General features: G+C 68.6%; 30 protein-coding genes, 2 tRNA genes and 1 riboswitch. Of the genes, 18 read left to right on the forward strand and 14 right to left on the reverse strand.

From position 1 onward, the window contains the following. Positions 1–60 precede the first annotated feature (60 nt). Positions 61–204: riboswitch (cobalamin riboswitch) on the reverse strand. A 103-nt stretch (positions 205–307) separates the two neighbouring features. Beyond that, on the reverse strand, positions 308–889 hold the full coding sequence (locus OG817_RS06220; RefSeq protein WP_360451883.1) for a DinB family protein: 582 nt from the start codon (positions 887–889) through the stop codon (positions 308–310). A 59-nt stretch (positions 890–948) separates the two neighbouring features. Then, on the reverse strand, positions 949–2,223 hold the full coding sequence (locus tag OG817_RS06225) for a Fic family protein (protein WP_406052750.1): 1,275 nt from the start codon (positions 2,221–2,223) through the stop codon (positions 949–951). Between the two features lie 142 nt (positions 2,224–2,365). Between OG817_RS06225 and OG817_RS06230 the strand changes: the two genes are divergently transcribed. Together OG817_RS06230 and OG817_RS06235 are read left to right on the forward strand one after the other, a co-directional pair. Then, complete coding sequence (locus OG817_RS06230) at positions 2,366–2,602, forward strand: hypothetical protein (protein ID WP_406052751.1); 237 nt, start codon at positions 2,366–2,368, stop codon at positions 2,600–2,602. Positions 2,603–2,610: 8 nt separating this feature from the next. Further along, positions 2,611–3,438 carry a class I SAM-dependent methyltransferase gene (locus tag OG817_RS06235; RefSeq protein ID WP_406052752.1) on the forward strand — a complete coding sequence of 276 codons (828 nt, stop codon included), beginning with the start codon at positions 2,611–2,613 and terminating at the stop codon, positions 3,436–3,438. Here the strand turns inward: OG817_RS06235 and OG817_RS06240 are convergent. Next, positions 3,425–4,297, reverse strand: coding sequence for an NAD-dependent epimerase/dehydratase family protein (locus OG817_RS06240; RefSeq protein WP_406057388.1), 873 nt, complete (start codon positions 4,295–4,297; stop codon positions 3,425–3,427). The genes OG817_RS06235 and OG817_RS06240 overlap by 14 nt on opposite strands. Before the next feature lie 99 nt (positions 4,298–4,396). On the opposite strand from OG817_RS06240, the gene OG817_RS06245 reads away from it, so the two are divergent. After that, complete coding sequence (locus tag OG817_RS06245; RefSeq protein WP_396393997.1) at positions 4,397–5,050, forward strand: class I SAM-dependent methyltransferase; 654 nt, start codon at positions 4,397–4,399, stop codon at positions 5,048–5,050. Here OG817_RS06245 and OG817_RS06250 read toward each other — a convergent pair. From OG817_RS06250 to OG817_RS06260, 3 genes are read right to left on the reverse strand one after another with little or no spacing between them, the layout of a single operon-like run. Next, positions 5,013–5,207, reverse strand: coding sequence for a hypothetical protein (locus OG817_RS06250; RefSeq protein WP_131355352.1), 195 nt, complete (start codon positions 5,205–5,207; stop codon positions 5,013–5,015). The two genes, OG817_RS06245 and OG817_RS06250, sit on opposite strands and share 38 nt — an antisense overlap. A gap of 10 nt (positions 5,208–5,217) precedes the next feature. After that, positions 5,218–6,069, reverse strand: coding sequence for a 3-methyladenine DNA glycosylase (locus OG817_RS06255; RefSeq protein ID WP_406052754.1), 852 nt, complete (start codon positions 6,067–6,069; stop codon positions 5,218–5,220). Next, the gene (locus OG817_RS06260) at positions 6,066–6,548 is read right to left on the reverse strand and encodes a GNAT family N-acetyltransferase (RefSeq protein WP_406052756.1); all 483 of its coding nucleotides are present in this window, start codon (positions 6,546–6,548) and stop codon (positions 6,066–6,068) included. Before OG817_RS06260 ends, OG817_RS06255 begins: the two co-directional genes overlap by 4 nt. A gap of 41 nt (positions 6,549–6,589) precedes the next feature. On the opposite strand from OG817_RS06260, the gene OG817_RS06265 reads away from it, so the two are divergent. From OG817_RS06265 to OG817_RS06285, 5 genes are all read left to right on the forward strand, one after another. Beyond that, a complete protein-coding gene (locus OG817_RS06265; RefSeq protein WP_360451897.1) occupies positions 6,590–7,378 on the forward strand; it encodes a fumarylacetoacetate hydrolase family protein in 789 nt (262 codons plus the stop codon). After that, positions 7,371–8,906 carry a glutamate--tRNA ligase gene (gene gltX, locus OG817_RS06270; RefSeq protein WP_406052757.1) on the forward strand — a complete coding sequence of 512 codons (1,536 nt, stop codon included), beginning with the start codon at positions 7,371–7,373 and terminating at the stop codon, positions 8,904–8,906. Before OG817_RS06265 ends, gltX begins: the two co-directional genes overlap by 8 nt. Continuing rightward, a complete protein-coding gene (locus OG817_RS06275) occupies positions 8,907–9,848 on the forward strand; it encodes a CPBP family intramembrane glutamic endopeptidase (protein ID WP_406052759.1) in 942 nt (313 codons plus the stop codon). It abuts the gene before it with no gap. A gap of 118 nt (positions 9,849–9,966) precedes the next feature. Beyond that, positions 9,967–10,038 (forward strand) — tRNA-Gln (locus OG817_RS06280). A 78-nt stretch (positions 10,039–10,116) separates the two neighbouring features. Beyond that, positions 10,117–10,192, forward strand: a tRNA-Glu gene (locus tag OG817_RS06285). Positions 10,193–10,241: 49 nt separating this feature from the next. Here the strand turns inward: OG817_RS06285 and OG817_RS06290 are convergent. Continuing rightward, on the reverse strand, positions 10,242–11,075 hold the full coding sequence (locus OG817_RS06290; RefSeq protein ID WP_406052760.1) for a hypothetical protein: 834 nt from the start codon (positions 11,073–11,075) through the stop codon (positions 10,242–10,244). A gap of 59 nt (positions 11,076–11,134) precedes the next feature. Between OG817_RS06290 and OG817_RS06295 the strand changes: the two genes are divergently transcribed. After that, complete coding sequence (locus OG817_RS06295) at positions 11,135–11,728, forward strand: TetR/AcrR family transcriptional regulator (RefSeq protein WP_406052762.1); 594 nt, start codon at positions 11,135–11,137, stop codon at positions 11,726–11,728. A gap of 2 nt (positions 11,729–11,730) precedes the next feature. Here the strand turns inward: OG817_RS06295 and OG817_RS06300 are convergent, their stop codons facing one another. From OG817_RS06300 to OG817_RS06310, 3 genes are read right to left on the reverse strand one after another with little or no spacing between them, the layout of a single operon-like run. After that, complete coding sequence (locus tag OG817_RS06300; RefSeq protein WP_406052764.1) at positions 11,731–12,576, reverse strand: helix-turn-helix domain-containing protein; 846 nt, start codon at positions 12,574–12,576, stop codon at positions 11,731–11,733. Positions 12,577–12,585: 9 nt separating this feature from the next. Then, positions 12,586–13,404 carry an alpha/beta fold hydrolase gene (locus tag OG817_RS06305; RefSeq protein ID WP_406052765.1) on the reverse strand — a complete coding sequence of 273 codons (819 nt, stop codon included), beginning with the start codon at positions 13,402–13,404 and terminating at the stop codon, positions 12,586–12,588. 53 nt (positions 13,405–13,457) lie between these two features. After that, positions 13,458–14,024 carry an HdeD family acid-resistance protein gene (locus OG817_RS06310; protein WP_396394006.1) on the reverse strand — a complete coding sequence of 189 codons (567 nt, stop codon included), beginning with the start codon at positions 14,022–14,024 and terminating at the stop codon, positions 13,458–13,460. A gap of 132 nt (positions 14,025–14,156) precedes the next feature. On the opposite strand from OG817_RS06310, the gene OG817_RS06315 reads away from it, so the two are divergent. Beyond that, positions 14,157–14,534: a VOC family protein gene (locus OG817_RS06315; protein WP_396394007.1), complete on the forward strand. Its 378-nt coding sequence runs from the start codon at positions 14,157–14,159 to the stop codon at positions 14,532–14,534. Between the two features lie 11 nt (positions 14,535–14,545). Here the strand turns inward: OG817_RS06315 and OG817_RS06320 are convergent, their stop codons facing one another. Beyond that, entirely contained in the window at positions 14,546–15,265 is a 720-nt protein-coding gene (locus OG817_RS06320; protein ID WP_012922430.1) for an IclR family transcriptional regulator, read from the reverse strand. A gap of 143 nt (positions 15,266–15,408) precedes the next feature. Here OG817_RS06320 and leuC point away from each other — a divergent pair, with 143 nt between their 5' ends. The 4 genes from leuC to OG817_RS06340 all read left to right on the forward strand — a co-directional run bounded on the left by leuC (position 15,409) and on the right by OG817_RS06340 (position 19,648). Next, complete coding sequence (gene leuC, locus OG817_RS06325; protein WP_406052766.1) at positions 15,409–16,839, forward strand: 3-isopropylmalate dehydratase large subunit; 1,431 nt, start codon at positions 15,409–15,411, stop codon at positions 16,837–16,839. 14 nt (positions 16,840–16,853) lie between these two features. Next, entirely contained in the window at positions 16,854–17,453 is a 600-nt protein-coding gene (leuD, locus tag OG817_RS06330) for a 3-isopropylmalate dehydratase small subunit (protein WP_360451916.1), read from the forward strand. Positions 17,454–17,708: 255 nt separating this feature from the next. Then, on the forward strand, positions 17,709–18,863 hold the full coding sequence (corA, locus tag OG817_RS06335; RefSeq protein WP_360451918.1) for a magnesium/cobalt transporter CorA: 1,155 nt from the start codon (positions 17,709–17,711) through the stop codon (positions 18,861–18,863). A 212-nt stretch (positions 18,864–19,075) separates the two neighbouring features. After that, positions 19,076–19,648 (forward strand): HU family DNA-binding protein, encoded by a 573-nt coding sequence (locus tag OG817_RS06340; protein WP_396394009.1) that lies wholly within the window; start codon positions 19,076–19,078, stop codon positions 19,646–19,648. 158 nt (positions 19,649–19,806) lie between these two features. Here OG817_RS06340 and OG817_RS06345 read toward each other — a convergent pair whose 3' ends face one another. Both OG817_RS06345 and cofC read right to left on the reverse strand, forming a co-directional pair. Continuing rightward, positions 19,807–20,013, reverse strand: a complete 207-nt coding sequence (locus OG817_RS06345; protein ID WP_131355325.1) for a hypothetical protein — start codon at positions 20,011–20,013, stop codon at positions 19,807–19,809. A gap of 1 nt (position 20,014) precedes the next feature. Then, on the reverse strand, positions 20,015–20,686 hold the full coding sequence (cofC, locus tag OG817_RS06350) for a 2-phospho-L-lactate guanylyltransferase (RefSeq protein WP_406052769.1): 672 nt from the start codon (positions 20,684–20,686) through the stop codon (positions 20,015–20,017). A 16-nt stretch (positions 20,687–20,702) separates the two neighbouring features. On the opposite strand from cofC, the gene OG817_RS06355 reads away from it, so the two are divergent. Genes OG817_RS06355 through OG817_RS06365 form a run of 3 tightly spaced genes read left to right on the forward strand, consistent with a single transcriptional unit; the run spans position 20,703 to position 23,412 of the window. Further along, entirely contained in the window at positions 20,703–21,500 is a 798-nt protein-coding gene (locus OG817_RS06355) for a lysophospholipid acyltransferase family protein (protein WP_396394012.1), read from the forward strand. After that, complete coding sequence (locus OG817_RS06360; RefSeq protein ID WP_406052771.1) at positions 21,497–22,501, forward strand: NAD(P)H-dependent glycerol-3-phosphate dehydrogenase; 1,005 nt, start codon at positions 21,497–21,499, stop codon at positions 22,499–22,501. The genes OG817_RS06355 and OG817_RS06360 overlap by 4 nt, the downstream gene beginning before the upstream one ends. Then, positions 22,498–23,412, forward strand: a complete 915-nt coding sequence (locus OG817_RS06365; protein WP_406052772.1) for an aminoglycoside phosphotransferase family protein — start codon at positions 22,498–22,500, stop codon at positions 23,410–23,412. The genes OG817_RS06360 and OG817_RS06365 overlap by 4 nt, the downstream gene beginning before the upstream one ends. Here OG817_RS06365 and OG817_RS06370 read toward each other — a convergent pair. After that, entirely contained in the window at positions 23,388–24,515 is a 1,128-nt protein-coding gene (locus tag OG817_RS06370) for an ROK family protein (protein ID WP_406052774.1), read from the reverse strand. The genes OG817_RS06365 and OG817_RS06370 overlap by 25 nt on opposite strands. 74 nt (positions 24,516–24,589) lie before the next feature. On the opposite strand from OG817_RS06370, the gene OG817_RS06375 reads away from it, so the two are divergent. Further along, a complete protein-coding gene (locus OG817_RS06375; RefSeq protein ID WP_406052775.1) occupies positions 24,590–25,684 on the forward strand; it encodes a Gfo/Idh/MocA family protein in 1,095 nt (364 codons plus the stop codon). Positions 25,685–25,686 lie beyond the last annotated feature (2 nt).

A 25,686-nucleotide genomic window follows, 5' to 3' on the forward strand; every position in this document is an offset into this window, starting at 1 on the left:
GCCGGGAACACTGCCGCCACGCCCTGCGACCCACCCGCGAGGTCTCGGACCACGTGCACCGGCGGTGCACGCGCTGGTGGCAGGTATCCGGACTCGCGGAAGGCTTCCGCTCACCGTTGCGGGGCAGTTCCGGACTCGCACCGGATTCCCCTGTTGCCTCGGCGTGGCCCCACATCTTGTGGTGCCAGGACGCGATGAGCTGTCCAAATATGCAGAGCCACTCCGAACCACCAGCAGTAGTGATGCTAAGCGGCAGCCCCTACATCTTGTGGTAGCGCCACGCCGCGTGTCGCACATGTTGTGGTCCTCACGCCGCGACCGCGTAGAGGTCCTGCAGCGTCATGATCTCCGAGCCATGGTGGATCAGCTCGCGATTCAGCCGCAGTACGACGTGACCGAACGGCTCGCCCGCGTCCAGCTCGGTCGCCTGGCTGAGGCCGATCGTCATCACCTGCTCCTCGTCGAGAGCGGCGATCGCGTCCTGCCAGGCCTCGACCCAGTGGGTCAGCCACGCCACCGCATCGCGCGCGTTGCCGTGCAGGGTGATGTCGGCACGTCCCTGTTGGCTCGCGCCGAAGGTCCACTCCCAGCGCTCGAAGAACGTCTCGGTCAGATGGGCGATCAGCCAGGCGATCGTGCGTGGTCCGCGATGGTCCGGCTCGTCGGGCCACTGCGCGACCCACTCGCCGGACCCGAGTGATCGGAACCGCCCGGTGTAGTGCCGGCGTACGACGGTCAGCGCCTCGCTGCTCGGTCGCCAGAAGTACTGGTCGTCGGTCAACTGCGCGAGCCGGCCGGACAGCACCATCCAGCTGAAGCCGAGCTGGCCCCGGACCATGGCCATCGCCGATGGCCGGTGCAGGATGTCCCAGTCGAACGGCTCTGGCATCATCTCTCCCTGTATGATCGAACATATGTTCGAATTCTTGCTCGCTCGGGAGACGAAAGTCAATGTGCGTTGCGTGTTGGTGCTGGCCTCGATGGAACCGGTCTGCTAGGCGGCTCGATCCGGGTGTCCGCGGCCGGGCTGGCGAAGCGGCGTTCGAGCAGGGTGAACGCGTCGATCAGTTCGGGCGCCTCGTAGACGCGGTTGCGTCGGCCGTCGGTGATCTCACGCAGGATGCCGGCCTCGACGAGCCTCGCCAGACCCTGGTTGGTCGCCTGCTGGGAGCGGTCGACAAGTTGCGCGGCCGCTGCGAGCGTGAGCACCGGCGCGGCAGGCAGCGCCTCGATGAGCAGGTCGGCTGCCGAGCCGCCGCGGACAGGCGCGGCTCGCTCGCGCCATGCGGACTTCAGTTCGGCCGCCGTCTGCTCGAAGCGAGCGGCCTCCGCCGTCGCGTGGCTACAAGCCATCGCGAACATCCGCAGCCACGGATTCGCCGCCGACCGAGCCTTCGCAGTGGTCGCGCGACCGACATGCCGGAACGCCGTCAGAGCTTCGACGTACTGCATCGCGTGCGTGGCGAGCGACAGCGACACCGGCGGCACGGTTCGCGTGACCAGTCCATCGGCCCGCAGGATCAGGTGGATCAGCGCCCGGCCGGTCCGGCCGTTGCCATCGGCAAATGGATGGATGGTCTCGAACTGTGCGTGCGCGATCGCGGCCTTCGCCAGCACCGGCAGCCGGGACTCCCGGACGAAGGTCATCAGATCCGCCAGCAGGTCGGGCACCAGATGCGCCGGCGGCGGAACGTAGTACGCCTCAGCGGGGGAGCGGCCGCCGATCCAGTTCTGCAGGAAGCGGACCTCGCCGCCGAACTCTGGTGTGGGGGACTGGGCCATCAAGCGCCGGTGCGCCTCGAGCAGGTGGTCGACCTCGAGCTTGTCGCCGGCCTGGACGGATTCGGTCGCCCAGGTCATCGCGTCGACCGCGCCGAGCACCTCCTCGGCGGTGACGTCGCGCTGCCGGTCCCGCAGTACGTCGGCCTTGAGCAGGCGACGCGCGCCGACCACCAGTCCTTCGATCTGCGACGACCCGACAGCCTCCGCCCGCAGCAGCAGGCGGGCCAGGGCTTCGCTGTTCGTCAGTACGGCGGCCGTCGCGTCCAGGCGGGCCAGATCGCCGGCGGCGTCCTCCAATGCCGCGAGGACGTCGTCGCTCAGGTCGAACACGCGCCCGACCAACGGGTCCGGGAAGTACAGCTCGTACGACCCGCCCAACCGCTCGGCCCGGGTGAACCCGTCCGGATGCCCAGGCCACCGATGCAACTCCACCCGTGCCATACCCCTTATTCAAGCTTATTTCACAACCTTGAACAAGGGGATGCTGTGATCAAGCAGGCGGTGTTCACCCGCTCGCCACCAGGACGCGTCACAATCAGTCCCCCGCCCGGCGTCGCAGGGCGACTACCGAAGGAGCCCGGCGATGACGGAGACCGAGCCGCAGGACGAGCATTCCGGTCTGCTGCACTCTCTCGGCAAACACCTGCCGCACCACCAGCACCATCGAGAGACCGACGACGTCACCGAGTCGGAGGAGGCGGTCGGCTTCGACCTCGACACCGACTCGGCGCTGCCGCACCCGCACCACCCGGACGGCAATACGTTCGACCGCACCAAGGATCTGTCCTACGGTCGACTGCCAGCCGACCCCGACGCCTGAGGACGCTTATGCGACTGGACGCGCAGACACTGCAGATGGTGGCCGCCAACGAGGCGGACTGGGATGCGCGGGCGCCGCTGCACGCGGCGAGCCGTTTCTACAGTCAGCCGGCGGAGTTCTGGTTCGCCGACTACGAGTGGGACGACCTCGGTCCGCTCGAGGGTCGCGACGTACTGCATCTGCAGTGTCATCTGGGGACAGAGACCATCGCTTTCGCTCGGCGCGGGGCGCGGACGACCGGGTTGGACCTGTCGGCCAAGTCGCTCGAGGAGGCGCGGCAGATCGCTGCCGACGCCGGGGTCGAGGTCGACTACGTCCACGCGAATGTGTACGACGCTGTGGAGGCGGTGCAAGGTCGCAGGTTCGATGTCGTCTACACGGGCAAGGGTGCGCTGTGCTACCTGCCCGATCTCGAGCACTGGGCGCGCGTGGTCCGTGACCTCCTCAAGCCTGGCGGCGCCTTGTACGTCGTGGAGTTCCACCCACTGCTGAACGCGATGCGGCCGGTGTCGCTGCCTGGCGAGTCCGACGACCTGATCATCCGCGCCGACTACCTCGAAGGCCGCGGATCGATCGCCCACGACTCGACCGTGACCTACACCGGCGATGCGGTGCCCGGCCGTCAAACCAGCTACGAGTGGATGCACGGCCTGGGTGAGGTGGTCACCACCCTCGCGTCCACCGGCTTCCACGTCACGAGCCTGCGTGAATCAGAGGTCCTGCAGTGGCCCCGCTGGCCCAGCATGAAACAGACCGCCGAGGGTTGGTGGCGCCTCCCCGACGACGCCCCACGCATCCCCCTCCTCTTCGCGCTGAAGGCAGTCACTCCGCGCTGAAGCCGGTGCGCCAACTGGCGTGAAGCGGCGTCCAACCGCGCGAGCGGGCCAGGGCGTTGACGGCGCCGCGCTCCCACGGTCTGCGACCCGACGCCAGAGCCGGAGTCGGGGCTCCCACAGACGCTGCGAAGACGGGGAGCCACTCGAGCGTTGGTGCCGGTTCGTCGTCGACCACGTTGACGGCGCCGCTCGGCCAGTTCAGGGCGTCGACGGCAGCCCGTGCCGCGTCGTCGACATGGAGGAACGAGAAGACGCCATCGCCCTCGGTGAGGCCGCCGAAGAACGCGGCACCCGGGTGAGCGGCCGGCCGCTCGCTCCGCAGTACGTCGTCCGCCAACCCACCGCGGCGCAGCCACGTGCCCGGGCCGTAGAGCAGTCCGTACCGCAGGACGACGTACTCCGGGAGCTCGGCCGCGCCGTCCTCCAGCGCGCGGATCGCGGACACCGTCGTACCGCGCGGGTCCGGTGCCGACTCGTCCAGCGGGGTGGTCTCCACAGCCGGTCCAGCGCCGGCTTCGTAGGCCCAGGCAATCGACTGCGCGACCATCTTGGGTACTGCAGCCTGGCGGGCGGCGTCGACGAGGTTGCGGGTGCCGATGCGCCGGATCCGGCCATTGCCGCCTGGGGCGCCGCTGCTGAGGTCGGTCAGTTGATGCATGATCACGTCGGGCGCAGCACCCGCGACCGCGGCCTTCACCGCATCCGCGTCGTACACATCGAGTTGTACGCCGTGCGCCCCGGCCGTCCGCAGTTGTTCGAGCCCCGCATCGGAGCGGGTCGTCCCGATCACCTGATGCCCACCCTCGATCAGGCGCGGGACCAAACGTCGTCCGATCGCTCCGGTCGCGCCGGCAATCATGACCTTCACGACTGCCACGGTAGGGCCTGAAATGCCCAGCGGATTGGGCCAATCAGCGTTGAAGACCGTGGGCCAGTCGCTCGTCTCTAAGATCGGAAGATGACGAACGACGGCCGCGCGCAGCGCGAGAGTGACTTGATTGCCTACTACACCAACGAGGTTGGTGCTCGGGTCGGGCGTGAGCTGCCTGATGCCAGGGTTGCCCGGCGTACGGCGTACCTCGAGCGGCTGGGTAGTGAGGGGCGGCGGTCCGTGCTCGAGATCGGCTGTGGGCCTGGGCGTGACGGGCAGGCGATCGCGGATGCCGGGTTCGCCTATGTGGGCGTGGATCTCGCGCCCGCCAGCGTCGAGACCTGCCGTTCACTTGGTCTGGAAGCGCAGGTTGCCTCGGTCCTGGAGTTGCCGTTCGAGGACGGGAGCTTCGACGCGGGCTGGACGATGAGCACGCTCCTGCATGTCGCGGACGAGGATGTCGACCAGGCGCTGAGCGAGATCGTGCGAGTGCTGCGTCCTGGCGCACCGCTGGCGATCGGGCTGTGGGGTAGTGCCACCGGCGGCGAGCAGGTCTGGCAGGACGAGAGCGGCTTCGGTCCGGGGCGCTTCTTCAGCATCCGCACGGACGACGGACTGCGGGAGACCTTGCAGCGCTACGGCACCGTCGACGAATGGGAGACCTGGGACGACGGCCGATCGATGCACTATCAGTGGGCGGTGGTCACCGTTTCTGCGGACCGCGGAACGCAACGTAGATGAGTGAGACGCCGGCGGCCGCGACGATCGGGCCGACGATCGCCCAGAACGAGCTGCCGGTCATCGAGCTGCCCTTGAGGTAGCCGAGTCCCTGGAGCGTCCAGACCGCGCCGATGGCAAGCAGCAGTGCACCCAGCGCGATGGCGACGATCTTCCCCATGCCGCCGAGCCTAACTGAGCAACTCGTCGCAGAGGTCGACGAGTCGCTGGCGGAGTGGCCGGGCGCGTTCGGCGAAGATGCGTTGGGCGGCGGCGTACTCGGCTTTGCCTGCTGTGGTTTCGATCGGTACAGGGGAGTAGCCGAGAGCCGAGAGGTCGTACGGCGAGGCGCGCATGTCGAGCGTGCGGATGTCGCGGGCGAGCTCGAAGCAGTCCAGCACCAATGCACTCGGAGTGAACGGCATCAGCTTCGACGCCCACTTGTAGAGGTCCATGTTGGCGTGCAGGCAGCCACCTTGCTCCAGTTGCGGCTGGGACTCCCGGGTCGGTTGCAGCACGTTGCGCGGCCGCGCGGAATCCGTGAAGAACCGGAAGGCGTCGAAGTGCGAGCACGCGATCTTGTGCGACTCGACCACCTGGTCCGTCCGCTCGGATCCCAGCCGCAACGGCCACGACTCATGCCGTACGTCGGACGTCCGGTAGACCATCGCCCACTCGTGCAACCCGAAACATCCGAACTGCGGCTGGCGATCCAGCGTCGCACCCAGCAGCCGACGGATCCACCGAATGCTGTCCGCCCGCCGCTCTGCCTCCGCCGGATCCACACTCGCCGCGCCATCGACGTACTTGTAGCCGCGGCGTCCGTCGTACTGCGTGGCTCCGAGCAGCCGGACGCCCGGTCCTGGATGCCAGACGCGGAGCTGGTTCGGGCGAGTGGGGTAGTAGGTGAAGAGGAAGTCCTCGACCGGATGCGCCTCTCTACGACGTCGCCGCTCCAGATGCCCGGAGACCAAGGCTTCGACGCGGTTTCGATGGGCTGTCTCGTACGACGTCCATTCGGCGGGGCTGAGGGTGACGGTCACAGGTCCAGGGCGAAGGCCCACAGATCGACGCCGGCGATCGGGGACCAGTCGCGGTCGGGGATGCGGACGAAGCCGAGGCGCTGGTAGATGCGGTGCGCGGTCGTCATGTACGTCGCACTGCACATCACGATCCGGCCGAAGCCGAGCTCGCGGGTGCGCTCGATGCAGCGCTCGGTCAGCGCGGTCCCAACGCCCAGTCCGCGCGCCCGGCCGACCACTCCGAGCATCCGGAACTCGCCCTCGTCGTCGAGCCCGATCTCTCGGTACACAGAACCTGCCGGACAGTAGGTGACAGAGCCGAGCAGTCCGCTCTCGTCCGCCGCGACCCACAGCTCCGCCTTGGCCGCCCGATCAGCGGCCGCTCGCAGCGTCCTCGCGTAGTCGCCCCGGACATAACCGTCGTGCGAGTAGGCCTCCACCGTCAGCTCGCCGACAGCGTCGTACTCGGACGGAAGGGCCTGCCGGATCTCGATCGTCACCACATAACTCTCTCACTCCGTCCCGACGGTAGGCTCGGGCCGTGCGTATCGCCAGATTCTCCGTGGACGACGAGCCGAGGTACGGCGTCGTCGAGACCGACGACCCCGAGGGGCTCACCGGCACCGTATCCGTGCTCGACTCGGACCCGCTCTACCGGCCGGTCCAGTTCACCGGGGAGAAGCTGCAACTGGCCGACGTCCGGCTGCTCGCTCCGGTGATCCCGCGCAGCAAGGTGGTCTGCGTCGGCCGCAACTACGCCGCGCACGCCGAGGAGCTCGGCAACGACGTACCGGCCGAGCCGTTGATCTTCCTGAAGCCGAACACCTCGGTGATCGGGCCGCGGGACGGCATCGTCTACCCCGAGCAGACCAACAACCTGCACTTCGAGGGCGAACTGGCGATCGTGATCGGCCGGATCTGCCGCGACCTGCCCAAGGAGCGGGTGAACGAAGTGATCTTCGGGTACACGATCGCCAACGACGTCACCGCGCGCGACCTGCAGAAGAGCGACGGGCAGTGGGCCCGGGCCAAGGGCTACGACACGTTCTGTCCGCTCGGCCCGTGGATCAGCACCGAGCTCGACGCGTCGGACCTGCGGGTCAGCACGCAGGTGAACGGCGAGCCGAAGCAGGACGGGCGGACGTCGCAGTTCATCTTCGGCATCCCGGAGGTGCTGGCCTACATCACCTCCTTCACCACGCTGCTGCCCGGCGACGTGGTGCTCACCGGCACCCCCGCGGGTGTCGGCCCGATGCTGCCCGGCGACGAGGTCGCGATCAGCGTCGAAGGAATCGGAACTCTGACGAACAAGGTGATCGTGCGTGACTGACCGGCCAGCCCCCACCGACGACGATGTCCTGGGTGGCCTCGAACCGAACCAGGTGCGGCTGCGCTTCGCGCCCTCCCCGACGGGCTACCTGCACGTCGGCAACATCCGGACCGCGCTCTTCGCCTGGGCCTTCGCCCGCCACTACGGCGGCAAGCTGGTCCTGCGGATCGAGGACACCGATATTGCCCGGAACACCCCGGACGGGCTGAGCTTCACCCTGGAGTCGCTGCGCTGGCTGGGCATCGACTGGGACGAGGGCCCGGAGAAGGGCGGCGACTTCGGTCCGTACCAGCAGACCGAGCGGATGGACATCTACTCCGATGTCGTCGCCAAGCTGCTGGCGGCCGGCCGGGCGTACCACTGCTACTGCTCGCAGGAGGAGCTCGAGCAGCGTCGTGAGGCCGCGCGCACCGCCGGCCAGCACAGCGGGTACGACGGTCACTGCCGCACGCTCACCGAGGAGCAGGTCAAGGCGTACGTCGACGAGGGCCGCCGGCCCGTGGTCCGGCTGCGGATGCCGGACCGGCCGATCGTGTTCGACGACCTGGTCCGCGGGGAGATCACCTTCCTGCCCGAGAACCTGAGCGACTACGTCCTGGTCCGGGCGAACGGCTACCCGCTCTACCCGCTGGTGAACCCGGTCGACGACGCGCTGATGGAGATCACCCACGTGCTCCGTGGCGAGGACCTGCTGCCGTCCACACCGCGGCAGGTCGCGCTCTACGAGGCGCTCGCCGAGATCGGCGTCGGCAGCGGCCGGACGCCGCGGTTCGGGCACCTGCCGTTCGTGATGGGTGAGGGCAACAAGAAGCTGTCCAAGCGCGACCCGGGCTCCGGCCTCGGCGAGTACATGCAGCGCGGCTTCCTGCCCGAAGGCCTGCTGAACTACCTGGCCCTGCTCGGCTGGTCGATCGCCGACGACCGCGACGTGTTCACGACGGCGGAGATGATCGAGGCCTTCGACATCCGCAAGGTGAACTCGAACGCGGCCCGCTTCGACCCGAAGAAGTGCGAGGCGATCAACGCCGCGCACATGCGGATGCTGGCGCCGGAGGAGTTCGGGTCCCGGATGGTTCCGTTCCTGGCCAAGGCGGGCGTGCTGCCGGCCGAGCCGTCGGCGGACCAGCGTGCTGTCCTGCAGGCCGCCGTACCGCTGGTGCAGGAGCGCATGAACACGCTGTCGGAGTCGGTCGACATGCTCGGCTTCCTGTTCGTCGACGATGCGGCGTTCAGCGTCGACCCGGACGCCGCCGCGAAGGTGCTGACCGGTGACGCAGGCGCGGTCCTCGAGGCGTCGGTGAAGGCGCTGGCCGACGTGGACTGGACCACTGAGGCGATCGAGGCGTCGCTGCGGACCTCGCTGATCGAGGGGCTCGGGCTGAAGCCGAAGAACGCGTTCGGCCCGGTCCGGGTGGCGATCTCCGGACGCCGGATCTCGCCGCCGCTGTTCGAGTCGCTCGAGCTGCTCGGCCGGGAGAAGTCCCTGCACCGGCTCGAACAGGCGCGTGCTTCCCTCCTGGCGGGCTAGATGCCGCACGACGTGACGCCGGCGACGGACAGGTCCGATGCGGGGCCTCCGCCGTACCAGCGGCTGCTGGTGAACCCGGAGGCACCGCGCGGGTACGTCGTTCTCGGCGCCCTGGCGATCCTGGTCGGCTGGATGATCACGAGCGTGGTCGTGCTCGGGATCCAGCAAGGCATCCGGAAGGATCCCGAGGGCACGGTCTCATGGCTCGGGCTGCTGGCGACGAACCTGTCGCTGATCGCGCTGATCCCGCTGAGCATGCTGGTCGCGCGGGCGCTCAACCGGCAGGCGCCGGGGCTGTTGTCCTCGGTCATCGGCCGGCTGCGCTGGCGGCCGCTGGCGTGGTTCGCGGTGGCCGCGGTTGTGACCGAGTTGGTCATGCTCGGTGTGATCCAGCTCGGCAGCGTCGAGCTCATCGGCGGTGATGGCGGCAGCGGGATCGCGCCGGATGCGGCTGGCGTGATTGCAGTCACGCTGCTCACGTCGACGTTCCAGGCGGCGGGGGAGGAGTACTTCTTCCGCGGCTACCTGTTGCAGGCCGTCGGTGCCCTGGTGCGGAGCTCGGTGATCGCGGTTCTCGTCACGACCGTGCTGTTCACCATGGCGCACGGGGTGTGGCCGTGGGAGAGCCCGGCGTTGTTCCTGGATCGGTTCGCGTTCGGGTTGGTCGCGGGCTTCCTCGTCGTACGGACCGGTGGGCTGGAGGCGTCGATTGCGGCGCACGCGGCGAACAACGTGGTGACCTTCGTGTTCGCGGCGCTGACGAACAGCGTGGGTGCCAGCCTGGGTGCGAAGGACGCGCCCTGGTCGCTGGTGACGGTGGACGTGGTGAAGTTCGCACTGTTCGGAGCGGTCGCGCTGTGGCTGGCGCGGAGGATGAAGCTGGCGACAGTGTGCAACCTGCCGTTGACCCCGGCTCCGCACCCGGGCACGAGGCTGGTGTGACGGGAGTGACAACCCGCGACCGGCACCCCCGTTTTGGTGTCCGAGCCCTTGCTCGGGTACTCTCTTCGAGCCAGGTTGTGAGGGCGGAGACGGTCTCACAACGGCAGTGAAATGCCTTTGGGGTATGGGGTAATTGGCAGCCCGTCTGATTCTGGTTCAGTTAGTCTAGGTTCGAGTCCTAGTACCCCAGCGGATTGGACCGCGCCGATGGAAATCGGTAAGGTTCAACCTCGTTGCCCGGCCCGTGAGGACCGGACGACAACCCTCTGGCCCCGTTGTGTAGCGGCCTAGCACGCCGCCCTCTCAAGGCGGTAGCGCGGGTTCGAATCCCGTCGGGGCTACCAGAGAAAGCCTCCCACCAGCTGGTGGGAGGCCTTTCTGGTTCAGGACGGATCAGGTCACCGAACTGCGGGCCGGCCGTCCTGCGAAGTACACGACGATGGCGACAACGGTGTAGGCGGCGGTGAGCAGGTACCCGAGCCTGGCGTTGTCCTCGCCGGTCACCATCAGGAAGAAGAAGCCGCTGCCGAAGGCGTTGAGGCTCGCGTGCCAGACCGCCGTCAGAGTCCAGCGTCCGCCGCTGGCGACGAAGATCCGCAGCATCACCATCGTGAAGGCCGCGTTTCCCACGATGCCAACCACCCACGGCAGCTCGCCGGTGATCATCAGCGGCAGGTGCCAAAGGATCCGCATCCCAGCGGCGAGCGCCCAGGCGGCCAGGAAGCCGTGCCGGCGCAGCAGGATCGGCGCCGCGAACGCCATCCAGCCCGCTTCCTCGCCGATACCGATCAGCACCACCAGCACCACCATCGACACCAGTACGCCGGGCCAGGCCGCGAGTTGCTCCGAGGTGGGCAACGGCGCCCCGAGCAGATGGTTCACCAGCACGTTGACGGTGTGCAGCACCACTGGGGCCAGGATGGCGAGCAGGTACCACTTCGGGGCGGCTCTCCAGCTGCGCAGCCTCCGGCCCCAGGCGCGCAGCTCCTCACGGCCCTGGCAGGCGGTGACGACCAGTGCGGCCGCGAGTGGCCCGAGCGGAAGGTTCTCCGGATTCGATCCGAGCCCGAGGAAGGCCGTGATGTAGCGCAGCCAGCCGAAGAAGCAGGCCAGCACGACGAAGCTGATGATCGGGTAGCGCCGGATGACGCCGATCGGGCCTCGGGTCTTGTGCTGCTCGGCGATGCGTCGGGCTGCGGGCTCTACCTCGATGGTCTGTGCGTTCATGACATCCCCCTCTCCATACGCCTCCGTATGGAGGATTGACCATACGGTAGCGTATGGACATGGCCATCGGGAAGCGCGAATCATTGACGGCGAACGACTGGACGGCGGCAGCGCTCGACGCACTCGCCCGGGGCGGCCTCGGAGCGGTCGCGGTCGAGCCGCTGGCCAAGTCCCTCGGGACCACGAAGGGCAGCTTCTACTGGCACTTCACCGATCGGAACGCACTCATCGCGGCCGCGCTGGAGCGCTGGGAGCAGCGCGACACCGATCGGGTGATCGCGGCGGTCGATCAGACGCCGGACGTCGCGACGCGTCTTCGCAAACTCCTCCGCCTGGTGTTCACCGCGGTGGTGGGCGATCCCGGGGCGGGTGCCGGTTCCGTCGAGCTCGCCCTACAGGCCACCGCGATGCATCCGCTGGTCGCGCCCACGCTGGCACGGGTGACCGAGCGCCGGCTCGCCTACCTCACCTCACTGTTCACCGAACTCGGTCTCTCCCAGGCCCGGGCCCGCGACCGCGGCCTACTGGCGTACGCCGCCTTCCTCGGCCACGCCCAACTGGCGCATTCGACGCCGCAGCTCGTGCCGGCCGGTCGAGCACTCTCCAGTCACATCGATCGGCTCATCGAAACGCTGACCGCTATCGAGGACTGAGATCACCTGTGATGCGCGGGCCAGGCGATGTGGTCGATTGCGAGCCATGGTGCGGTGGCCACGGCGGAAGGGGTGATTCCGGTGATGGCTTTGACATCGCGGTGGAGATGGGACTGGTCGACGTACCCGCTCTGGGCGGCAGTGCTCGCGGGGGCATGGCCCGCCGCGAGAAGGTGAGCGGCGTGGTCGAAGCGCACGAGTTGTGCGGCGCGCTTGGGCGTGAGGCCGATCTGGGAGCGGAAGCGGGACCACAGGCGCTGCCGGCTCCAGCCGACCTCGTCCGCCAGCCCGTCGACCCGGATCCGCCCGCGGCCGGCGACCGTCCGCCGCCAGGAAAAAGCGACCTCCGGATCGATCGATGGCCGGCCGTCCAGGCGCCGGGCGAGGACGTCCGCCGCGATCGTGAACCGCTTGTCCCAGGAGCCCGTGGCGCGCAGTTTCTCCTCGAGCTGTCCGGCATCGCGGCCCCAGACATCTTCCAGGGACGCGACTGTCCCGGAGAGCTCGGTCGACGCGCCGAACACCGAGGCCGCGACAACCGGCGACAAGCGGATCTGGAGACACTCGCCGTTCCAGCCGCCGGCCCGAAGCCGGCCAGGGAGGAGCCCGGCGACGAAGCTGCCGCACTGGCGCTGCCCCCCATCGGCCTGGTAGACGATGCCACCTGCCTGGCTCAGGTCGAACAGCACAGTGACCGACGGGTGGGCGACCATGGCGATGTCCACGAACGTGGAGGTACGGACGCCGAACCCGGCCATGCTGATCCCCGGCAGCCGAGCTGACGGGCGCGGTACGGCGACGTCCACGTCCGACCATGTCCAGCTGGGTGATGTGCCAGTCGACAGCACGTGATCAGTCTACGGAGTGTTCGCGGCAGCAGCCGTGAAGCCCAGCAGGAGTTCGCTGGTCAGCTCGGGGGCCTCGAGCATGGGCATGTGCCCGACATCAGGCAGCATCTCGAGCCGTGTGTTCGGCACCGCGTCGTACTGGCGCGCTGTTGCCGGGTAGTAGCGGGGGTCGGCGGCACCGAAGATCACGAGCACCGGTACGTCGAGGCCAGTGAGACGATCCGGGGTACTGCGCTCGGCGACGTACGCGCCGTTGCACCGCAGGACCTTCCGGAAGGTGCGGTACGTGATGTTCTTCAGGTCGGCGACCGCGTCGTCCGGAATCTCCACCGGGCGAGCCATCGTTGCCCCGATTCCCTTGCGGATCATCGCGTCCGACCGCCTGGGCCACAGCAACGGGCCGAACGGCGGGGCCAGCAGGGCTCGCAGGATGAACGGTTGCGGCTGCAGCGCATCGAGGCTGGTAGCCGTGCTGATCAGCACGAGCGAACCCACCAGGTCGTGGCGCTGTTCGGCGAGCGAGATGGCCACCCAGCCGCCGCTGGAGTGCCCGACCACAGGGACGTCCCGCAGTCCAAGGTCGTCGAGCAGCTCGGCAACGCGGCTCGCCTGACGAGGCACGTCGTACGTCGGAGCTGTCGGAGACCGGCCGCATCCGGGAAGGTCTACCCGGATGACGTGATGACAGGCGGCGAGTGCCTCGACCACCGGGCCCCAGGATGCGCCCGAGGCGCCCGATCCATGAATGAGCACCAACGGCGACGCTGTCCGCGGGCCGTCGTGGACCACGTGCATCCCGTGCACGAGCTCAACGTCGCGATGAACCATGCACGGGACGCTACGTGGCTGCCGAGGGCCGGTCTTGGACGAATGTCAGCCGATCACGCCGGGGACGGCGTGGTGGTCTGCGGTGGATGGCTCAGGTCGCGGCGGACGCTGAGGCCGACGGCGATCAGGACGACGCCCCAGACCAGAGCGGTCACCCCGAGGAGTACGGCGATGCCGACCGCGGACGCACCCGGGTTGGCGACGAACAGGACACCGATCAGGATCGACAGGGCACCGCTCACGACGAGCAGCCAGCGGGGCATGACGTGGTTGTTGGTGAAGGCACCGAACAGTTCGAAGAGACCGCGGACGATCAGCCAGATGCCGAGGATCCACGTCAGTGTCTTCGCGGCCATCCCCGGGTGGACGATCGCGAAGAACGCCGCGAGCAGTGCGATGACGCCGAGCACCACCAGCCAGATGCGGTTGCCCTTCGACTCCGGCTGGAAGGCCTGCACGATCGACCCGATGCCGTCCGCAAGGGCCCAGATACCCCACAGCACTGCGAGCGCGATGGCCGTTTCGATCGGCCAGACGATCGCGAGAATCCCGAAGACGATGCCGATCGCCCCGCGGACGAGCAGCATCTTCCAGCCGAGTGTGAGCCAGTCCCGATCCATGGCAGACCTCCTTGAGCTCCCAGGCCACTCAAGCTTCATGGTCACCCGACTCACCCGAATACACAACGGGTACACGTCATCACTCGCAGCTGCGGGCAACCATCCGAGCGCGGTTCGGTCTACGCTGGGCTGATGGCCGTCGAGTTCAACCACACCATCGTGAACTGCACCGACAAGGGGGCGTCGGCGCGCTTCCTGGCCGAGATCCTCGGACTCGGCGATCCGGCCGGCTACGGGCCGTTCGCTGTTGTGCAGCTCGGGAACGGCACGTCGCTCGACTTCGCGGACAGCCATGGGCAGCCGCATCGCCAGCACTATGCCTTCCTCGTCAGCGAGGAGGAGTTCGACCAGATCCATGCACGGATCGTCGAGCGCGGACTGACCTACTGGGCCGACCCGTTCCACCGGCGCGACGGTGAGATCAACACCAACGACGGCGGACGTGGCCTCTACTGGGACGATCCCGACGGGCACAACCTCGAGATCCTCACGGTGCCGTACGGCGGCTGAACGTCGCCTGATTACTCCGAGGCGCGGCGGAGAGCCTCCGACAAACGCTCGGCGGCTGCCATCACGGCCGGGGCGTGCATCCGTCCGGGCTGGCGGGACAACCGCTCGATCGGGCCGGAGACGGACACGGCCGCGATCACCTTGCCGGACGGGGAACGCACCGGAGCGGAGACCGAGGCGACACCCTGCTCGCGTTCGCCGACCGAGTGGGCCCAGCCGCGGCGCCGTACACCGGCCAACGCGGCCGCATTGAAGGTGGCGTTGTGCAGACCGCGGTGCATCCGCTCCGGGTCCTCCCAGGCGAGCAGGATCTGGGCCGCGGAGCCGGCCGCCATGGTCAGCTGACTGCCAACCGGCACAGTGTCCCGCAGGCCGGACGGACGCTCGGCGGCCGCGACGCATACCCGGTACTCACCCTGGCGGCGGAACAACTGCGCCGACTCACCCGTGATGTCCCGCAGCCGCGCCAGCACCGGGCCGGCGGTCGCCAGCAGCCGGTCTTCACCGGCGGCCGAGGCCAACTCGCTGAGCCGCGGGCCGAGCACGAACCGGCCCTGCATGTCGCGCCCGACCAGCCGGTGGTGCTCCAGCGCCACCGCCAGCCGGTGTGCCGTCGGACGGGCCAGCCCCGTGGCCGCCACCAGGCCGGCCAGGGTCGCCGGCCCGGACTCGAGGGCGGACAGAACGAGGGCTGCTTTGTCGAGAACGCCGACTCCGCTAGAGTTGTCCATGAGACGATATTGCCGTCTCGAATCGTGGAACGCAAGTCGCTTCCGTGACCCAATCGAGAGCACTGTGAGCCAGACAGCACCTCACCAGACACCTCGACAGGGGCCGGTGGGGTTGGGAAAAGTATCCAAGGAGGAGAAGTCTGATGGGTAGGACGTTGTCGGAAAAGGTGTGGGATGCGCACGTCGTGCGCCATGCCGACGGGGAACCCGACCTCCTCTACATCGACCTCCACCTGGTGCACGAGGTGACCAGTCCGCAGGCGTTCGACGGCCTCCGGCTGGGTGGCCGTCAGGTCCGGCGCCCGGACCTGACCATCGCCACCGAGGACCACAACGTCCCGACGTTCGACGTGGACAAGCCGATCGCCGACCCGGTGTCGCGCACCCAGGTCGACACCCTGCGCAAGAACGCCGAGGAGTTCGGCATCCGGATCCACACCCTCGGCGACCCGGACCAAGGCGTCGTCCACGTGATCGGCCCGCAGCTCGGACTGACCCAGCCCGGCATGACCGTGGTCTGCGGTGACAGCCACACGAGCACGCACGGCGCGTTCGGGGCGATTGCCTTCGGCATCGGCACCAGCGAGGTCGAGCACGTGCTGGCCACCCAGACGCTGATGCAGGCGCGGCCGAAGACGATGGCCGTGACGGTCGACGGCGTACTGCCCGACGGCGTCTCGGCCAAGGACCTGGTGCTGGCGCTGATCGCGGAGGTCGGCACCGGCGGCGGCCAGGGCTACATCGTCGAGTACCGCGGCGAGGCGATCCGCGCGCTGAGCATGGAAGCCCGGATGACGATCTGCAACATGTCGATCGAGTGGGGCGCGAAGGCCGGCATGATCGCGCCGGACGAGACCACGTTCGCGTACCTGCAGGACAAGCCGCACGCGCCGCAGGGCGTCGACTGGGAAGCTGCGGTCGAGTACTGGAAGAGCCTGGCCACCGACGCGGACGCGACCTTCGACCGCGAGGTGGTCCTGCGCGCCGAGGACATCACGCCGTTCGTCACCTGGGGCACCAACCCCGGTCAGGGCATCCCGCTGTCGGAGTCCGTCCCGTCGCCGGACGACTTCGGCAACGAGAACGACAAGCGCGCCGCCGAGCGGGCGCTGGAGTACATGGGCCTCACAGCCGGTACGCCGATGCGCGAGATCCACGTGGACACAGTGTTCCTGGGCTCCTGCACCAACGGCCGGATCGAGGACCTGCGCGCCGCGGCCGGGGTGCTGGCCGGCCGGAAGGTTGCCGAGGGCACCCGGATGCTCGTGGTCCCGGGATCGGGCCGGGTCCGGTTGCAGGCCGAGGCCGAGGGCCTGGACGCGATCTTCAAGGACGCCGGCGCCGAATGGCGTGGGGCCGGATGCTCGATGTGCCTGGGCATGAACCCGGACCAGTTGGCCCCGGGAGAGCGCAGCGCCTCCACCTCGAACCGGAACTTCGAAGGCCGTCAGGGCAAGGGCGGCCGGACGCACCTGGTGTCCCCGCTGGTTGCCGCCGCGACCGCCGTCACCGGGACCCTCGCGGCCCCGGTGGACCTGCCGCCGGTCGACGTCGCCGTACCCGAGAACGTCTGAGGAGCAGCAGAATCATGGAAGCCTTCACCCAGCACATCGGTACGGCGGCCCCACTGCGCCGCAGCAACGTCGACACCGATCAGATCATCCCGGCCGTCTACCTGAAGCGGGTCACCCGGACCGGCTTCGAGGACGGGCTGTTCGCGGCCTGGCGCAACGATCCCGAGTTCGTCCTGAACCAGCCCGAGTACGGCGGTGTCTCGGTGCTCGTGGCCGGACCGGACTTCGGCACCGGATCGTCGCGGGAGCACGCGGTCTGGGCCCTGCTCGACTACGGGTTCCGCGTCGTCGTGTCGTCGCGGTTCGGCGACATCTTCCGTGGCAACTCGGGCAAGGCCGGGCTGCTCGCGGCCCTTGTCGAGCAGGACGTCGTGGAGCGGCTGTGGACCACGATCGAATCCGACCCGGGCACCAAGGTGACCGTCGACCTGGAGCACAAGACGATCTCCGCCGGTGACGTCTCGGCGCCGTTCGAGATCGACGACTACACCCGCTACCGGTTGCTGAACGGTCTCGACGACGTCGGCATCACCTTGTCCCACGAGGCCGACATCGCCGCGTACGAGGCGACCCGGCCCGCCTTCAAGCCGGCCACGTTGCCGGCGAAGGCCTGACGTAGTGCAGAGTTCTCGCCGCCGTAACGTCCGGACGTCTGGCGGCGATAACTCTGGTGTTACCCTGGCGTGGTTGTCAGAACAAGGCTTGCGAGACCGAGGAGGTGAGGCGCTCATGAGTAGCGACCCCTCCAGACATATGGGTCTCGCTCGACCTTGAGAGGCGGAATCCTCTGGTAGTTGCGGCTTGAGTGCCGTGGGGGTCGGGCAGACGCGTGCCCATCACTCACTTGCCTCACCGCACCTGGAGGACTCATGTCCGACCTGCGCCTGCGCACGCTGCGCGCCTTCGGCCGCACCCCGTCACTTCGCACTACCGCCCGCAAGCATGCCGCTGCTCCTGTCGTCGAGCCGGCCGAGAGGCCGCGCGAGCTGCCGAAGCCCAAGGGACACAGCGTCGTCGACAGTGCGATCTACTGCGACGGCCGCCGGGTCGCGTCGCCGGGTTCGCTGGCCGAGACCTATCGCGTGCTGCACAAGGCGCCCAAGAGCCTGGCCTGGATCGGCCTGTACCGGCCGGACCGGCGCGAACTCGCGTCGCTGGCCCAGGAGTTCGACCTGCACGAGTTGGCCATCGAGGACGCCATCCAGGCCCATCAGCGGCCGAAGCTGGAGCGCTACGGCGACACGTTGTTCGTCGTACTGAAGGCCGCCCGCTACCGGGACGCGACCGAGGAGGTCGAGTTCGGCGAGGTGCACGTGTTCGTCGGCCCGGACTTCGTGGTGACGGTCCGGCATGCCGAGGCGCCCAACCTGGCCGCGGTACGGCGCCGGGTCGAACGCGACCCCGAGTTGCTGGACCGCGGCACCGAGGCGGTGCTCTACGCGATCATGGACAAGGTCGTCGACGGGTACGCGCCGGTGGTCGCCGGCCTGGAGAACGACATCGACGAGATCGAGACCGAGGTGTTCCGCGGCGACCCGAAGGTGTCGCGGCGCATCTACGAACTGTCCCGTGAGGTGATCGAGTTCCAGCGCGCGACCCGGCCGTTGGTCGCGATTCTCGAGGCGTTGCGCGGCGGATTCGAGAAGTACGGCATCGACGAGGAACTGCAGCGTTCGCTGCGCGATGTGGCCGACCACGTCACCGAGGTGGTGGAGAAGGTCGACGGCTTCCGCGAACTGCTGCGCGACATCCTGACGGTGAACGCGACCCTGGTGGCCCAGCAGCAGAACGAGGAGATGAAGAGCCTCGCGATCGCCAGCAGCGAGCAGAACGAAGAGGTGAAGCGGATCTCCGCGTGGGCGGCGATCCTGTTCGCACCGACCCTGATCGGCACTGTCTACGGGATGAACTTCGACAGCATGCCCGAGCTGCACTGGCAGTTCGGATACCCGTTCGCGATCGGCCTGATGGCGTTGGTCTGTGGGGGTCTGCACCAGATCTTCAAGCGCCGCGGCTGGTTGTGAGCCCGGCTTCCACCCGGTCACGCAGGGCATCGGATCGTTGCTCAGCAGGGATTCTGAAGGCCCTGAAGGGCCGGATCGGGCCAAATTGTGGCACGAATCGCCCAAAACAAGCCGAATTGCCGCGTTGGTGTTTGTGAACTGGCACTGGAGTCCATAACGTTCACGTGAGATCGAGCGCTGTGCTCGACGCCTAGTGTTCACGGAGGGAAGCAGTGAACAAGAGCCAGTTGGTCGAAGCGCTCGCAGTGCACTTCGACGGAAACCGCCGCCAAGCCCAGCACGCACTGGAATCGGTGATCGACACCGTGGAGCGCGAGCTGACCAAGAAGGGTGGCAAGGTCGCCATCACCGGGTTCGGTGCCTTCGAGGCCATCGAGCGTGGCGCGCGCATCGTGCGCAACCCGCGGACCGGCGAGACCAAGCGTGCCAAGAAGACCGTGGTTCCGAAGTTCCGCGCGGGTGCGGAGCTGAAGGCCGTTGTCTCCGGTGCGAAGAAGCTGCCGAAGCTCGTCGTGCCGAAGCCGGCCGCGACCGCCACCAAGGCGGCCGCCCCGGCGAAGAAGGCCGCTCCGGCCAAGGCCGCGGCGACCAAGACCGCCGCCAAGAGGGCGACGGCCACCAAGACGGTTGCCAAGAAGGCGCCGGCCAAGACCGTTGCCAAGAAGGCCCCGGCCAAGGCCGTCGCCAAGAAGGCTCCGGCGAAGAAGGCGACCGTTGCCAAGAAGGCGCCGGCCAAGAAGGCCCCCGCCAAGAAGGCTCCGGCGAAGCGCGCATCGTCTCGCTGACCTTCAGCACTGCAGCACCGCAGTACGCACTACAGCGAAGGCCGGTCACCCCACTCCAGGGGCGACCGGCCTTCGCCGTGTGCACAGTGCCGTGTGCACAGTGCCGTGTGCACGGTGCCGTGTGCGCAGTGCCGTGTGCGGGTGCCTGCGGCAACCTTTTACAGCACGGTGCCGAAATCGACCCTGGTCACGCTGAGATCCGCCCCGGAGCCGGTGGTCTCGATCCGGACCCGCTGACCGACGCGGAGGTGGCGGACCGGAGTGTCCGCGACGGCGTGCACGGTGAAGGGCAGCTCGATCCCGGTGTCGGTCAGCACCGCGCCGGAGAACGTCTCGGTGTCGTAGCGGCTCACTGTTGCTTGCATTTCAGCAGGCTAGACCCTCGGTCCCGGTGGCGGCGCCGAGTACGAGTGACATCACGTCCGCGGTCGCTTCACCGACTCCCAGTTGTACGGCGTGGGCCAGATCGGCTGCCGTGTCGACGTCGCGGCGTACCGACTCGATGCCGGTCAACTCGATCGGAATCGCCCCGGATGCTTGGTGGGCTAGTGCGGAACCCACACCGAACCGCGGATCCAGCGCGACCCCGGGCTGTGCCGCGAGGAGCGTCGTACCGGTGCCGGGAAGGTCGATGACGAATGATCGCGGTGCCACACAGGCAGCCAGTACGGCGGTCAGCTCGGCGGGTCGCAACGCGGGCAGATCCGCGGAGAGGGCAACGACCCCGTGCCCCGGGAATTCCGCGGCGGCAACACCGGCGCCGTGCAGGAGCGCCTCGTTCAGCCCCGCGGCCGGGAGATCCGGCACGACCCGCGCGCCGACGGCGGTGACGTCCCTGGCCACCACCGGGTCGTCGGTGACGACCAGGGCGGCACGGACCAGGGCAGAGGACAAGATGGCCGCAGTAGTGTCGACAGCGAAGGCGCGCGCGAGCTCCGGACGGTGCTGCGGGTAGGCGGCAGCGAGCCGGCTCTTTGCGATCGCCGTACGCTTCACCGGGATCACCAGGGTCCAGGGAGCGACCTGTAGGTCTGCCATCAGGCAGGATTCTCCCATGACGGATGGCAGGCACGAGCAGCAGGAGGCAGCAGTGGACGGGCAGCGGAAAGATCCCCGGCCACCCCGGGGCTTCTGGTTCGGCCTGATCGTCGTGATCGTGAAGCCGTTCATGCTGGTGTTCACCAAGTGCACGTTCACCGGGCGGGAGAACATGCCCCGCTCCGGCGGTGTGGTCTACGTGCCGAATCACATCTCGCATTTCGACCCGGTCGTGCTCGGGTACTTCATCTGGGAGTGCCGCCGGATCCCGCGGTTCCTGGGCAAGGCGTCTCTGTTCAAGCTGCCGGTGCTCGGCCGGATCATCACCAGTGCCGGCCAGATCCCGGTCTACCGGGACTCCACCCAGGCCGCGGACGCGTTCCGGGATGCGGTCGCCGCGGTCGAGCGGGGCGAGTGCGTCGGCGTCTACCCGGAGGGCACGATCACCCGCGACCCCGAGATGTGGCCGATGACCGGCAAGACCGGCGCTGCCCGGATCGCCTTGATGACCGGCTGCCCGGTGGTCCCGATCGCCAACTGGGGCGCCCAGGAGGTCATCAAGTCCTACACCGGCCGCACCGTGCGGATCCGGCTGCTGCCGCGCAAGACGCTGCGAGTGCGGGCCGGCAAGCCGGTCGACCTGAGCGCGTTCCAGGGCAAGCCGATCACCAACTCGCTGTTGCACGAGGCAACCGAGGTGATCATGGCCGAGGTCGCCGCCACGCTGGGCGAGTTGCGCGGCGAGACCCCGCCGAAGGAGCTCTACGACCTGCGCAAGGCCCGTGCAGCCGACGATGGTGAGGAGACGGCATGACGAAAGTGGCGGTGTTCGGAGCCGGATCCTGGGGTACGGCGTTCGCCACGGTGCTGGCGAACGCGGGGAACCAGGTGTCCATCTGGGGCCGGCGTGAGTCCCTGTGCGAAGTGATCAACACCCAGCACGAGAACACCGACTACCTGCCCGGGTTGCGACTCCCGGACACGATCACCGCGACCCACGATCCGGCCGCGGCTGCCGACGGTGCGGAGGCCGTCGTACTGGCGGTCCCGAGTCAGTCGTTGCGTGAGAACCTGAAGGAGTGGGCCGACGTCCTGCCGAACGCCGTACCCCTGGTCAGCCTGATGAAGGGCGTCGAGGTCGGTACGACCAAGCGGATGAGCGAGGTGATCGCGGAGATCACCGGCGCCGGACCGGAGCGGATCGCTGTGGTGTCGGGGCCCAACCTGGCGCGGGAGATCGCCGAAGGACAACCGGCCGCGTCGGTGGTCGCGTGCGCGGACGAGGGAACCGCGACACGGCTGCAGAAGCTGTGCCATTCGCCGACGTTCCGCCCGTACACGAACAACGACGTGATCGGCTGCGAGCTCGGTGGCGCGACCAAGAACGTGATCGCCCTGGCCGTCGGAATGGCGGTCGGCCTCGGCTTCGGCGACAACGCCAGGGCCTCGGTCATCACCCGCGGCCTGGTCGAGACAGCCCGCCTGGGTACGGCGCTCGGCGCGCAGGAGCACACGTTCTCCGGGCTGGCCGGCCTGGGTGACCTGGTCGCGACCTGCTCGTCGCCGCTGTCGCGGAACCGGACCTTCGGCGAGAAGCTCGGCAAGGGCATGACCGTGGCCGAGATCGCCGGCGCCACTCGCCAGGTCGCCGAGGGTGTGAAGTCCTGTTCGTCGATCAGCGACCTGGCTCACCACCACGACGTCGAGATGCCGATCGCCGAACACGTCACCAAGGTCGTCGCCGGCGAGATGACGCCCAAGGACATGCTGTTCAGCCTCGTGTCCCGCTCGGCCAAGTCGGAGCGGTGGGGATGATCCCTTCCGCCTTCGCCCAGGCCACGGTCGACCGCGAGGGTGAGGCGGGGGCAGCCTGGCTGGCCGAACTCCCCGCACTCGTGGACGACCTGATGGCGCGGTGGGACTGCGTTCGGGACGGCGAGGTGACGCACGGCCAGGTCGGCGTGATCGTTCCGGTCCTTCACGCGTCTGGACCTGCCGTGCTCAAGGTGTCGTTCCCGCACCCGGGCAACGTGCACGAACCGGACGCGTACGCGGCGTGGGGCGGCCGTGGCGCGGTCCTGCTGTACGAGCGCGATGACGCTTCCTTCGCGATGCTGCTCGAGCGTGCGAAGTCCTCGACCCTGGGCCAGCTCGCCGACGGCGACGAGATTGCGTCCGTGTCGGGACAGCTCAGTCGCCGCCTGTCCATCCCGGCGCCCTCCGGGCTACCGCGGCTTGCCGATCAGGCCGACGGCTGGGCCGCCGAGCTGCGCCAGGATGCCGCGGACTTCCCGGGTGCACTGCCCGTCGCAGTCGTGGACTCCGCGCTGGCGGTCATCGACGAACTGGGCCGGCAACAGCCGGAGCTCGTCGTGCACGGCGATTTCCACGGCCGCAACATCCTGCGTGGGAATCGCGAACCGTGGCTGGCCGTCGATCCCAAGGGGTACGTCGGAGATCCGGCGTACGACGGCGCGACCTTGCTCAAGCCGCGTGCCTTGGCCCTGATGGAGTCCGACGACCTGATGAAGGCGCTGCTGCACGAGCTCGACGTCTTCGCCGAATCGGCAGAACTCGATCGCGAGCGCGTCCGGAGATGGGCACACCTGCAGGTCGTGCAGGCCGCCTTCCACGGCAGGCGCCACGGGTTCGGGCGGGCGCGGGGCGGACCGCTCCTCGACCGGATCCTCGCCGTGGTGGATCACTGGGCCGTCAGCTGGTGCTGAAGGACGAGGGTCGCGGCGCCGCGCAGCGCGGCATCTTGACCTGACCGGCTGGTGACCACGTGCAGGTCGGTGGTGGCCAGGGGCAACGATCTGGCGTAGATCGCTTCGCGGATGCCGGCCAGCAGACTGTCGCCGGCCTGGGACAGTGAGCCGCCGATGACGATCACCGACGGGTTGAGCAGGCTGACGGCCGCGGCGAGGACGGAGCCGATCTCACGGCCCGCCTGGCGGACCGCTGCGGTTGCGGCGGTGTTGCCGGCGCGGACGAGGTCGACGATGTCGTGACTGCCACCGACCTTCAGTTGGGCGGCGATGGCCGCGGCCGACGCGACCGCCTCCAGGCAGCCGGTGTTGCCACAGCGGCACAGCTCGGAGCGACCTGGTGCCCGGACGTGGCCGATGTCGCCGGCCGCGCCCTGTGCGCCACGATGCAAGCGGCCGCCGCTGATCACGCCGGCGCCGATGCCGGTGGCGACCTTGACGAACAGGAGGTGCTCCACGTCGGCGTACTCGGTCGCGTGTTCGCCGAGGGCCATGATGTTCACGTCGTTGTCGACCAGAACCGGCGCCTTCAGCTCGTGTTCGAGTCGGCCGACCACGTCGTAGGAGTCCCAGCCCGGCATGATCGGCGGATGGTTCGGACGACCGGTGCTGTGCTCGACCGGGCCGGGCAGTCCGACTCCGGTGCCGGCAAGGTCCTTGACCGAACGCCGCGCGGCCTTCAGCAGCGAACGCCCGGTCTGCGCGATCGCGGTCAGGACCACCTCAGGGCCTTCGGCGATATTGAGCGGTGTGGTCGACCGATCGAGGATCTCGCCGGTGAGGTCGGTCAGGGCGACGGACAGATGCATCGCGCCGACGTCCGCGGCCAGGATCAGCCGCGCGGCCGGGTTGAACCGGAAGCGCGCCGGCGGCCGGCCACCGGTCGACGCTGCCTCACCGGACGGTACGACGAGTCCGGCCGCGAGCAACTCCTCGATCCGGCCGGTCACCGTGGACCGGGCCAGGCCGCTGAGGTCGATGAGTTCGGCGCGGGTCCGGGGCTGCCCGTCCAGGAGCAACCGCAGCACGGCACCGGTGCCCGCCGTACCCAGATCGCTCATCGCAGCACTTCCGTCGTCGGACCGATGGACTTTTGCTTGACAGGGTTCAAAAGTGTCACATAGCGTCCTTCGACGTGTCCACCAGTGCGCGCAAGCTCCGGGTCGGGATCGTCGGCGGTGGCTTCATGGGCCGCGTTCACGGCAGGTCGGCCCTGGTGGCCGGAGCCCAGGTGGTCGGTGCGATCGGTTCCAGCCCCGATCGGGCGGACGCGGCGGCCGAGGCGACCGGCGCCGAGCGCGGCTTCGCGACCCTGGACGAACTGCTTGCCGCCGATATCGATGTCGTCCACGTCTGTACGCCGAACAACACCCACCTCCCGGTGACGCTGCAGGCGCTCGAGGCCGGTAAGCACGTGATCTGCGAGAAGCCGCTGGCGACCTCGGCGCAGGACGCGGCCGGTCTGCACGCCGCCGCGGTCGACGCCGAGCGTGTCGGAGCCGTGCCGTTCGTCTACCGCTACCACCCGATGGTCCGCGAGCTCCGGACCCGGATCGCTGCCGGCGAGGCCGGAGTGATCACCAGCCTGCACGGGTCGTACCTGCAGGACTGGCTGGCCGGTGTGGACGACCAGAACTGGCGGGTGGACGAGCAGACCGGCGGTCCGTCGCGGACGTTCGCCGACATCGGGTCGCACTGGTGTGACCTGACCGAGTTCGTCACCGGTGACCGGATCGCGGCCATCAGCGCGCAGCTACGGACCGTCCGCGGCGAGCGTGGCGGCGTGCAGGTGCGCACGGAGGATCTGGCGACCGCGCAGTTCCGCACCGAGGCCGGAGTGGTCGGCACCATCGTCGTCAGCCAGGTCGCCGCCGGCCGGAAGAACCGCCTGTACCTGGAGGTCTCGGGGACCGAGTCGAGCTTCGGCTTCGACCAGGAGGACCCGGATCGCCTCTGGGTCGGCCGTCGTGCAGCGTCGCAGCTGCTGACCCGGGATCCGGAGACGCTCAGTCCGCCCGCGGTGCGCGTGAACCGGCTGCCGGCCGGGCATGCGCAGGGGTACCAGGACGCGTTCGACTCGTTCGTTGCCGACAGCTATGCCGCCGTACTGGGTGATCGCCCGGACGGTCTGCCCGATTTCGCCGCCGGAGCGCGGTCCGCCCGGCTGGTCGACGCCGTACTGAGGTCGGCCGCGGACGACAGCGCCTGGACCACCGTCGAGAACTCTTAATC

This window comes from Kribbella sp. NBC_00889, assembly GCF_045207705.1.
Taxonomy (GTDB): Bacteria; Actinomycetota; Actinomycetes; order Propionibacteriales; family Kribbellaceae; genus Kribbella.

Excerpts from the sequence above, each read along its gene's own strand:
- OG817_RS06220 (WP_360451883.1), bottom strand. The coding sequence starts at position 889 with ATGCCAGAGCCGTTCGACTGGGACATCCTGCACCGGCCATCGGCGATG.
- OG817_RS06225 (WP_406052750.1), bottom strand. The coding sequence starts at position 2,223 with ATGGCACGGGTGGAGTTGCATCGGTGGCCTGGGCATCCGGACGGGTTC.
- OG817_RS06230 (WP_406052751.1), top strand. The coding sequence starts at position 2,366 with ATGACGGAGACCGAGCCGCAGGACGAGCATTCCGGTCTGCTGCACTCT.
- OG817_RS06235 (WP_406052752.1), top strand. The coding sequence starts at position 2,611 with ATGCGACTGGACGCGCAGACACTGCAGATGGTGGCCGCCAACGAGGCG.
- OG817_RS06240 (WP_406057388.1), bottom strand. The coding sequence starts at position 4,297 with ATGATTGCCGGCGCGACCGGAGCGATCGGACGACGTTTGGTCCCGCGC.
- OG817_RS06245 (WP_396393997.1), top strand. The coding sequence starts at position 4,397 with ATGACGAACGACGGCCGCGCGCAGCGCGAGAGTGACTTGATTGCCTAC.
- OG817_RS06250 (WP_131355352.1), bottom strand. The coding sequence starts at position 5,207 with ATGGGGAAGATCGTCGCCATCGCGCTGGGTGCACTGCTGCTTGCCATC.
- OG817_RS06275 (WP_406052759.1), top strand. The coding sequence starts at position 8,907 with ATGCCGCACGACGTGACGCCGGCGACGGACAGGTCCGATGCGGGGCCT.
- OG817_RS06290 (WP_406052760.1), bottom strand. The coding sequence starts at position 11,075 with ATGAACGCACAGACCATCGAGGTAGAGCCCGCAGCCCGACGCATCGCC.
- OG817_RS06295 (WP_406052762.1), top strand. The coding sequence starts at position 11,135 with ATGGCCATCGGGAAGCGCGAATCATTGACGGCGAACGACTGGACGGCG.
- OG817_RS06305 (WP_406052765.1), bottom strand. The coding sequence starts at position 13,404 with ATGGTTCATCGCGACGTTGAGCTCGTGCACGGGATGCACGTGGTCCAC.
- OG817_RS06310 (WP_396394006.1), bottom strand. The coding sequence starts at position 14,024 with ATGGATCGGGACTGGCTCACACTCGGCTGGAAGATGCTGCTCGTCCGC.
- OG817_RS06315 (WP_396394007.1), top strand. The coding sequence starts at position 14,157 with ATGGCCGTCGAGTTCAACCACACCATCGTGAACTGCACCGACAAGGGG.
- OG817_RS06320 (WP_012922430.1), bottom strand. The coding sequence starts at position 15,265 with ATGGACAACTCTAGCGGAGTCGGCGTTCTCGACAAAGCAGCCCTCGTT.
- leuC (WP_406052766.1), top strand. The coding sequence starts at position 15,409 with ATGGGTAGGACGTTGTCGGAAAAGGTGTGGGATGCGCACGTCGTGCGC.
- leuD (WP_360451916.1), top strand. The coding sequence starts at position 16,854 with ATGGAAGCCTTCACCCAGCACATCGGTACGGCGGCCCCACTGCGCCGC.
- corA (WP_360451918.1), top strand. The coding sequence starts at position 17,709 with ATGTCCGACCTGCGCCTGCGCACGCTGCGCGCCTTCGGCCGCACCCCG.
- OG817_RS06345 (WP_131355325.1), bottom strand. The coding sequence starts at position 20,013 with ATGCAAGCAACAGTGAGCCGCTACGACACCGAGACGTTCTCCGGCGCG.
- cofC (WP_406052769.1), bottom strand. The coding sequence starts at position 20,686 with ATGGCAGACCTACAGGTCGCTCCCTGGACCCTGGTGATCCCGGTGAAG.
- OG817_RS06355 (WP_396394012.1), top strand. The coding sequence starts at position 20,703 with ATGACGGATGGCAGGCACGAGCAGCAGGAGGCAGCAGTGGACGGGCAG.
- OG817_RS06360 (WP_406052771.1), top strand. The coding sequence starts at position 21,497 with ATGACGAAAGTGGCGGTGTTCGGAGCCGGATCCTGGGGTACGGCGTTC.
- OG817_RS06365 (WP_406052772.1), top strand. The coding sequence starts at position 22,498 with ATGATCCCTTCCGCCTTCGCCCAGGCCACGGTCGACCGCGAGGGTGAG.
- OG817_RS06370 (WP_406052774.1), bottom strand. The coding sequence starts at position 24,515 with ATGAGCGATCTGGGTACGGCGGGCACCGGTGCCGTGCTGCGGTTGCTC.